Here is an 8483-nt window from a genome sequence, read left to right as displayed (position 1 = left end):
GTTTAGGTTCATTTTAAACAAATTTTGTCATTCTGAGTGCAACGAAGAATCTCTTTTTAGAATACACACAAATGAGATCCTTCGCAATGCTCAGGATGACAAATCACTATAACAATTTACACAAATCTACCGCACTTTTGTAGGCATCTTCATGAAAACCATATTTAAAATAACTTCCACAATAATAAATAGGACCAGTTTCATTTAGTTTGTGTAGTTCTGCTTGCGCTTTCATTGCTGGCACATCAAATAATGGATGTTCATAAGCTATCTCTCTAATTATTTTACTTTTATCAAGCGTAGCTGATGGATTAATAGAAACAAAATATTCAATATTTTCGGATACTCCTTGTAATTTATTCATCCAATAAATTGTACTTGGCATTAAAACATCTCCGTGCTTTTCTACCCTATAATTCCAACTACTCCAAGCTAATTTTTTCTTAGGCATTTGCGTTTTGTCGGTATGTAAAATTGCAGTATTGGACTGATAATTGAATTTAGATAAAAGTCGTTCTTCATCTTCAGTTTTGTGTTTTACAATTTGATAAGTTTGGTTAGCATGACTTGCCATAATTACTTTATCAAATTCTAATTCCTCACCTTTTGAAGTAGTTACTAAAACTTTTCCGGTTTCTAAACGCTCAACGCTGGTAATTTTGGTATTTATTCTGATGTTATTTCTAAAAGGTGCAATGAGTTTTTCTCGATAAGCCTGACTGCCGTTATGTAATGTATACCATTGGTGTTGCGTATCTAAACCTAAAAAACCATGATTTTTGAAAAACCTAATTAAAGAAACAGCAGGAAAATCTAAAATTTGTTCCATCGGTGTAGACCAAACTGCAGAACTCATTGGGATCAAGTATTTCCAAACCATATCCTCTCCATAACCGAACTCTTTTACATATCTTCTGAGAGAATAATCTACGTATTTTGGATCATCCAAAATGGATACACTTTCCTTATTGAAGCGATTAATCTGCATCAACATTTTTAAAAAAGAAGGATTAAAAACATTTCGTTTCTGTGCAAAAAGATGCTTTATACTCGAACCAGAATATTCTAATCCATTAGGCAAATATTGCACACTAAAAGACATATCTGTTTTTTTTACAGGCGCATCTATTTCTTTAAACAAAGCGCACAGATTAGGATAAGTTTCATAGTTAAAAACCATAAATCCTGTATCAATAAAAACTTCTTTTTCGCCTTCTTTTACCGTGACAGTATTGGTGTGACCACCAATATAGTTGAGCTCTTCAAAAAGTGTGATATCGTATTTTTTATGAAGAAAATGTCCACAGCCCATTCCTGCTATACCTGTGCCTATTATTGCTAATCTTCCCCTCCCTGGCCTCCCCAAAGGGGAGGAGTTAATATTGTCCATAAAAATTAATTGTATTATTTTAATAAATTATGCTTGGGCGCTAACCACTCCGCCCCTTTGGGGAGGTTGGGTGGGGCTAAACAGATAATGACAAACCATCCATTCGTTGCCTTTATTATAGTTAAACAATTCGGCACAAGCCATGTAAAACAAACGCCAATACACCCACCATTTTACAGCTTGATTTTTACCATATGTGTTTTCTAAAATAGGCATAATTTCCGTTTTGTGTTTATTCATGTTGCTTAACCAAGCTTCAGAAGTTTTGCCGTAGTTTGTGCCATTCACTACCCAATGATTGGTAATTTTCAGGTCGTCATTAAAGTAAAAAAACAAATGGTTCGATGGCATTATTCCACCAGTAAAAAAGTATTTACTCATCCAATCGCTTTCATCAATTACTTCATATTTATATGCTAAACTTTTATGCGTAAAAATATGAACGAATAGTTTTCCATCGGGCTTTAGAAAAGATGAAACTTTTGCCAATAACAATTTATAGTTACGCATGTGCTCAAACATTTCTACAGAAACAACTCTATCAAAGCTATCGGCAATTGTAAATGTATTCATATCTGCAGTTAAAACTTTTAGATTTTGAATGCCTCTTTGTTTTGCTGTATTATCTATAAATATTTTTTGCGTTGCCGAATTCGATACAACAGTAAAGGTACTGTCAGGAAATTTTGCAGACATATATAAGGACAATGAACCCCAACCACAACCTAATTCTAATACATGTTGTCCATTTTGCAAATCGGCTCTTTTACAAGTTAAAGCCAACATATCCTCTTCAGCAATATCAATATCTTTTACTCCAGGATTCCAATATCCACTGCTATATTTTAGGTTTTTACCTAAACAGTATTGAAAAAATTCCGTCGGTAATTCATAGTGTTGCTCGTTTGCATCAATAGTATTTATTGCAATTGGTGATGATTTTAATTCATCCACCAAGTTAATAAACTTGCGTTGTTGTAATTCTTCGTCGCCTACAATTTCGTCTTTTAAGCGTTGTTTTAAGAGTTTTCTAATTCCTGCTCTTAAAACTGAATCAGGGAGTTTATCTTTTTCTATTAATTTATCGTACCACATTTTAATGTAAGATGTTAAGTATTATGCTAGATGTAAAAGGTAAGATGGTAGATGTACGGTTTAAGTTGCCCAATCATTTACATTTTACCTCTTGCATCCTTTTTTCCCCATGGAAAAAAGGAAGAAGTTGTTTCTTGGTAGTTTTTATATGCTTCAGGCTTACTTCGTAAATTCTGTTCTTCGTTATTTGGTACACCGGTAACTTTTAGTAATAAATATAAAATTATAGCAGGGCTGATGATTGCTAAAACACCCAAAGGTGATGCTAATGCAAAAACAAAATACGCTACCCACGTTAACCATTCAAAGAAGTAGTTGGGATGGCGGCTATAGTACCATAAACCTGTATCGCAAACTTTTCCCTTGTTTTTTGCATCTTTTTTAAATGTAGCTAGTTGGTTGTCTGCTATCATTTCTCCAATAAAAGCAACAATCCAAATACCTAATCCAATATATTCTAAAATCGAAATTTCTGTTGATGGATTTGCAGTAACAATAAAAAATGGAATAGCTAATATCACATTTGATATGGCTTGAAACTGAAAGAAAAAGAAAAAGTTCCTATTCGCTTTATCTCCCCATTCCTTCCGCAATTGTTTGTATCTCCCCTCTTCTTCATTTAAATGACCAATTACACGTTTCCAAAGATGAATTCCAAGTCTTAGTTCGGCAATTAAAAACATACCACAAATTAATAACTTACGAGGCTCAAATCCTTCCGATAAGAAAAAGGTAATTATAGTGATGACTGGAAAATTTAGTGCCCAAAATACATCTACAATTCCAGCATTTTTTATTTTTTTTGCCCATAGCCATACCAAAAGCATAATGGTGCAACAGGCAATAAGAGAGATGAGTGCGATAAAAAATAGATGTTTGTAATCCATATATAAAATAGTTAATGGTTAATAGTTACTGGCTATGGCCAATCAATTCCTATTTCCCACCAATTCATTAATACCTTCCCCTGGTTTAAGTTTGAACAATTTAATCAAGACATAAGAACAAGTAGCAATGCTCCCTAAACATACGAATAAAATTACCCAAACGATTTTAAGAAGAACCGATTTTTCTTTATAAAACATCCACAAGGCGATAATGAAAATATTTGCATAGAAATCCCATAGTGTTGCCCTCATCCAAGGTATTGAACCTAAAAAATCCCATTGTTCTATTAACGAACTCTCTAGGCTTGTACTGACAACTATGTACGTCACCCAAACCAAAAGTGCTGAGAAAATAATCTTTAAGATGGTAATCATATATGCAATAAACGAAAAAAGAGTAATGCAAGTTTTTTTACAAACAAAAAAAGGTTAGTACGCGTACCAACCTTTACTATAGTATAGTTATAAATATAATTAGATTTTTCTAATTCTTATAATTCTCATCCAGTGTAAAACTTTCATCATCGGGTAAGTTGGGTCAAACTCCCACCATCTGGTTGCAAAATTTGGGCTGTTTGGTTTTTTATGGTGATTATTCTGAAACAATTCGCCCATTAACAAGAAGTCCCAAGGCAATGAATTTTTGCTATGATCCTCATTATCATGATTTGAATATCCATATTTATGTCCACACCAATTTACAATAGCGCCATGCAGTGGTCCCATTAAAAAGTGAATTGGCAATAAAATAAACATCCACCAATATTCTGCAAAAGCAATGTAAAAACCAATATAAAACAAACCACAAGCAATTCTCCAAATCCAAGAATTCCCAATTTTATCAACCAATGGCCATTCAGGATAATTTCCTCTAAAAGCTGGTTCAGGTTCTATTTTATATTGAAGATAGTTCATGTACATATTCTTCGTGGCGATCATCATCCCAAATACATCTTTAAAAAAGTGTGGTGAATGTGGATCTTTCTCCGTATCGCTATAGGCATGGTGCATGCGATGCAAAATAGCATATGCTCTTGGATTTAAGAATGATGAACCTTGAGAAATTAATAAAATGAGATAGAAAAATCGCTCCCAAAATAATTCCATTTTAAACATCTTATGCGAAGAATAGCGGTGTAGAAAAAAGGTTTGACTAAAAAGGGATAAAAACCAGTGAGCTAAAAAGAAAAATAGAATAATCATGTAGTAGTTGTGTGTATTATTATAAACGAATTTTAGAACAATTAAGTTTTAATTCGTTACAAAAGAGGAATATAGTGACGAGAATATGATTATCTACCGAAATCGTCTTGTACACGAACAATATCGCTTTCATCTGATGGATTTGAAGCATCTGTATGTTGCCAAATTTCTGCTACAACACCCCAATCTTCTAATCCGATTAAACGGTGACGTTCACCTTGTTGTAATTTAATTTGATCTTTAGGTTGATATTTTTTTAATTCACCCTCTACATCAGTTTCGCTAGTTTTAATACCAACGGTACCACTAACTACTTGCCAAATTTCCGCTCTGCGATGATGGTATTGCCATGAAAGGCGTGTGCCTGGTGCAACAATTAAAACTTTGGGACTTAATTTACCGCCAATTTTTAAGCTGTTTACATCTAAACCATCAAAATAAGTATCTGCAAATTGTTGCGCCTGCGCTTCATCTATTACAAAAAAACCACCCCATGGACGGGTTTCATCACGATTTACAACGTTAAAGCCTTCAATTTGTAAACGTTGAGCAACGGTATCGAATATATCTTTCTTCTGAGTTTCCATATTGCCGTAAAAATACGGGTTACAAATTAAAAAAGCCCAACTGGGCTCTATTTTTATTTAAAAACTAATAAAATTTTGTTGCTTTTATTTGATATCGTTTATTAAAATATCAATAGGTAAGCCTGCTGTTTGTACAATAAACGGCAAATTCGGGTTATTTAAAATCCATAGTTGCATTTTACTGTCTTCACTAGCTACTTTAACAATATCTGCCTCTTTCCCTCCGTATTTCATTGGAGTAGTATCTGAAGCAACTTTAAATTTTATTCCATTATAGGTAAAGGTTTTGGTATCTGTCAAAGATTTAAAAGCAGCTTTAGAGATCAAACAGTAGGTTTCATTATCTGCCAACTTAGTAGCACCTGTTCCTGGTTGTCCCAAAAATAAGGTTGTTCCGCTTTGCATCGCCTTTTCACTCATTTCAAAAGTACCATCTCCATACCCCTCTACAGACCACGCAAGTGTAATTGGGGCCGTTAAACTTTTAACTGTTATAGTTAAAGGATATTCTTGACCTTGAACAAAAGCACTTGCACTCATTATGGTGCTCGCTTTAATTTCTGGTAAAGCTTTTTGTGCCTGAACAGCAATAAAAAAACTTAAACTTACTAGCGTTAAAATAATTTTTTTCATAAATGAAGATAAATATTTTTTCTTGAGAATAGAAAAAATTTTCGTCCTGATTTGAAATGTCTGAAAATGTCTGTGAATGTCTGGAAATGTCAGTATAAAAGTTGTTTTCTTCTAGTGTTGTTCGAGGTTTACCCTATGTTTGTTCTTCTAAAACGGCGTTTAGCAGAAGGAATGTAGGAGAAGACTAGGAGGAATATGGGAGAAATGAACTATAAATGTTCTTGTTCTGACCATTAAAATAAAAAGATTACAGAATTTATTGAGCAACTGCGAAGCGGTAGCTATTCATGTTACTATATCATTAATGAGTCATCTATAGACAGTGTTTTGACTAAAAATTAGAAAGATATTTTAGTCATGTTGACCGTCATGTATTGGGTCGTTATTTGGACATTGCTATCTCACTTGAACCAAAATCAAAATTTTAATTTATGTTTTCACCATGTAATAAAGAAATTTATGATTCTGAGATTTCAAGAGCTAATAGTTGTCTATCTATTTAGCCCTTGCTTGTTTCATAACTGTCTTTAAAGTTTCTGAATCAAACTGGCGCAATTCGGGGTATTTTTTCATTAATATAACTAATGAGCTAAATATTTGAAATGTATTTTCACTTCTTTTTGACTTTAGTGAGTCAGCTTTTTTAATTTCTGAATTATTGTTTTGCTTCGCTTTTGATGCCATGTCATTAAAAAATTCAGTTTCAGCCTTCTGCATAGCTATAAAATCCGTATCAGCACGTAGTTTAGAAATTAATTTTTTTTGAACCTCTTGCTTTTCCAAGCTAGAAAGTGATGCGTAAGGTTCCTTTGCAGGTCTATATGCTTTCTCTTGCGCAAGAACGTCCGAATTAAAAGAGACTGCACAAATTAATATTAGAAAAATTTTGACAGTATGCTTAATTATTAAATTCATATTGAAGGTATATGGATTATTATACATATAACTTAAAGAGATTATTATTATAAGATATTTTCTAAATATCATTAATAATTACACCAAATTAAAATCATTTTTGAATAAATCATGAAATATTTTTTTGCAGGTCAAACTTTCATATCTTGATTTAAATTATGTGTGTTAATTTTTTTATACCGCTGTTGTATATATCAAACTACCCATCTAACTTTCCCTATCCAAACTCCTGTAATGAATAGCTTCTGCTAAATGTGCAGTTTCAATCGTTTCACTTCCAGCTAAACTGCTATAGTTCGGGAAACTTTTAAAATACGGTCGTAAGCCCATTCTGATAACCCTAGTTTTTCCATTGATATATGTCAGACTTTATTTTAACATAAAAATTTACAAAACAAATTGATTTCTTTACAACATGGGAAATGTATCTTTATTTAAAATAAAACCAATTATTATTCATCCTTAAAGATGATTTTTTTCTCATAAAAATTGATTTAATTTTATTCCCTCTTATGACACATACATGAAGAAATTATTCTCACTTATTTTATTTATAAGTATCCCATTATTGATAAAAGCACAACAAAGTCCAGAAGATTTTGAATTAAGTGCCATGAAATCTTTTATTTCTGCTTTAAATAAAACTGAGAAAGTAAGATTATCAAATATGATTTTCTATCCAATTAAGGTAACTATTAAAAATAAAGTGATTGTTTTAAGAAACAATAAAGATTTTATTTTTAATTACGAACGAATTTTTACCAAAACATTCAAATCGGAAATTGAGAGGGATCTTAGTTGGCAAAACCTCCTATTTGATTCAAAAGATGGTTCATGGGGATTAGGTGTAGGTCAGTTATGGTTTACCGATTACGGAAAAAAAGGTGTGTTGTGTAGTGCAGTAAATACTGTCTGGTAATTTACCAAAAAGATTTGGTGGAGAATATCGGAGTGGATATTTCATCAATTGCGAGCTCTAAACGCTGTTTTTGATGCTCTAAAAGGGGTTTTTTATCCGTCATTTTGAGTGATTTGGCTGAGTTTTGGCTGAGTTTTTAATTAAAATTTAAAAATAAAGATAAACAAAAAACATCATTTAAACCACTTTAAAGACATATTTTAAATCTATTTTGTGTCGATCACATTATTGTCAACAAATAAAATTTTCGTTAAATCATCAATTTCATGTTAAAATTAGCCGTTTTTTAGTCTTTTTTTTCGGAAAATTTTAATGGCAATTTTTCGGAAGAATTTCTATAATTTGGCTGAGTTTTGGCTGAGTTTTATACATTAAATACCTGCTTGGATAAACCAATTTGATTAACCCCGTTCCGCCAATTTCGGAATACCGCAAAGCAAACTGGTTGTCAGACAATAATCAATAACTTATTTTTGGTAAAGAGGGGTCAATAGGTTATGGTTTTTCCACTATCTGTTGTTTCCGTTCGTCTTTCATATCGCGACAATTTCAAAGTATTGCGACAAAAACAAAGAGGATTTGTCGCAATATATTGTATTGCGACAAATCTTCACCATTTTTGGTGACAAATTGATTTCTGCATCTTTAGACCCATCATTAATCCGTTCAATATTTCTTTCCCTAGATGAGAATTGCGCAATGATCACAACAGACAATCTATTGATTGGCATCTAGAAGATATCCTATCCCTGAATTGCATAATTTGTATTTAAGTAATTGCTTAAATGCTTATATTTGTTCATTATTTTAATGATGAACAGTTGTAAAAGAATTTTCGCGGATCAAGGTCAGAT

Annotated in this window: 9 protein-coding genes and 1 pseudogene; 1 reads left to right on the top strand and 9 read right to left on the bottom strand. The window is 32.3% G+C overall.

Annotated features, from left to right (window positions below):
- Positions 1-106 precede the first annotated feature (106 nt).
- The 9 genes and pseudogenes from WC622_RS15935 to WC622_RS15895 form a co-directional block, all read right to left on the bottom strand.
- Positions 107-1390 carry an NAD(P)/FAD-dependent oxidoreductase gene (locus WC622_RS15935; RefSeq protein WP_372820683.1) on the bottom strand — a complete coding sequence of 428 codons (1284 nt, stop codon included), beginning with the start codon at positions 1388-1390 and terminating at the stop codon, positions 107-109.
- Between the two features lie 27 nt (positions 1391-1417).
- On the bottom strand, positions 1418-2485 hold the full coding sequence (locus WC622_RS15930) for a class I SAM-dependent methyltransferase (protein ID WP_372820682.1): 1068 nt from the start codon (positions 2483-2485) through the stop codon (positions 1418-1420).
- 77 nt (positions 2486-2562) lie between these two features.
- Entirely contained in the window at positions 2563-3372 is an 810-nt protein-coding gene (locus WC622_RS15925; protein ID WP_372820681.1) for a DUF1295 domain-containing protein, read from the bottom strand.
- A gap of 42 nt (positions 3373-3414) precedes the next feature.
- Positions 3415-3747 carry a DUF1475 family protein gene (locus WC622_RS15920; protein ID WP_372820680.1) on the bottom strand — a complete coding sequence of 111 codons (333 nt, stop codon included), beginning with the start codon at positions 3745-3747 and terminating at the stop codon, positions 3415-3417.
- Positions 3748-3846: 99 nt separating this feature from the next.
- Positions 3847-4575: an acyl-CoA desaturase gene (locus tag WC622_RS15915; RefSeq protein ID WP_372820679.1), complete on the bottom strand. Its 729-nt coding sequence runs from the start codon at positions 4573-4575 to the stop codon at positions 3847-3849.
- A gap of 89 nt (positions 4576-4664) precedes the next feature.
- Positions 4665-5162 (bottom strand): phosphoheptose isomerase, encoded by a 498-nt coding sequence (locus WC622_RS15910; RefSeq protein WP_372820678.1) that lies wholly within the window; start codon positions 5160-5162, stop codon positions 4665-4667.
- An 84-nt stretch (positions 5163-5246) separates the two neighbouring features.
- Positions 5247-5795 carry a hypothetical protein gene (locus WC622_RS15905; protein WP_372820677.1) on the bottom strand — a complete coding sequence of 183 codons (549 nt, stop codon included), beginning with the start codon at positions 5793-5795 and terminating at the stop codon, positions 5247-5249.
- A 495-nt stretch (positions 5796-6290) separates the two neighbouring features.
- Positions 6291-6710 carry a hypothetical protein gene (locus tag WC622_RS15900; RefSeq protein ID WP_372820676.1) on the bottom strand — a complete coding sequence of 140 codons (420 nt, stop codon included), beginning with the start codon at positions 6708-6710 and terminating at the stop codon, positions 6291-6293.
- 207 nt (positions 6711-6917) lie between these two features.
- A pseudogene (locus WC622_RS15895) lies at positions 6918-7066 on the bottom strand (ATP-binding protein); the annotation flags it as partial.
- A gap of 167 nt (positions 7067-7233) precedes the next feature.
- Here WC622_RS15895 and WC622_RS15890 point away from each other — a divergent pair.
- Positions 7234-7629, top strand: a complete 396-nt coding sequence (locus WC622_RS15890; protein ID WP_372820675.1) for a hypothetical protein — start codon at positions 7234-7236, stop codon at positions 7627-7629.
- The last annotated feature ends 854 nt before the right edge of the window (positions 7630-8483 follow it).

The sequence above is a fragment of the Pedobacter sp. genome (assembly GCF_041662865.1).
GTDB lineage: Bacteria > Bacteroidota > Bacteroidia > Sphingobacteriales > Sphingobacteriaceae > Pedobacter.
Note: the sequence above shows the minus strand (reverse complement) of the source record. Positions and strands in the feature narration are given on the sequence as shown.

Excerpts from the sequence above, each read along its gene's own strand:
- WC622_RS15910 (WP_372820678.1), bottom strand. The coding sequence starts at position 5,162 with ATGGAAACTCAGAAGAAAGATATATTCGATACCGTTGCTCAACGTTTA.
- WC622_RS15925 (WP_372820681.1), bottom strand. The coding sequence starts at position 3,372 with ATGGATTACAAACATCTATTTTTTATCGCACTCATCTCTCTTATTGCC.
- WC622_RS15890 (WP_372820675.1), top strand. The coding sequence starts at position 7,234 with ATGAAGAAATTATTCTCACTTATTTTATTTATAAGTATCCCATTATTG.
- WC622_RS15930 (WP_372820682.1), bottom strand. The coding sequence starts at position 2,485 with ATGTGGTACGATAAATTAATAGAAAAAGATAAACTCCCTGATTCAGTT.
- WC622_RS15900 (WP_372820676.1), bottom strand. The coding sequence starts at position 6,710 with ATGAATTTAATAATTAAGCATACTGTCAAAATTTTTCTAATATTAATT.
- WC622_RS15915 (WP_372820679.1), bottom strand. The coding sequence starts at position 4,575 with ATGATTATTCTATTTTTCTTTTTAGCTCACTGGTTTTTATCCCTTTTT.
- WC622_RS15920 (WP_372820680.1), bottom strand. The coding sequence starts at position 3,747 with ATGATTACCATCTTAAAGATTATTTTCTCAGCACTTTTGGTTTGGGTG.
- WC622_RS15935 (WP_372820683.1), bottom strand. The coding sequence starts at position 1,390 with ATGGACAATATTAACTCCTCCCCTTTGGGGAGGCCAGGGAGGGGAAGA.
- WC622_RS15905 (WP_372820677.1), bottom strand. The coding sequence starts at position 5,795 with ATGAAAAAAATTATTTTAACGCTAGTAAGTTTAAGTTTTTTTATTGCT.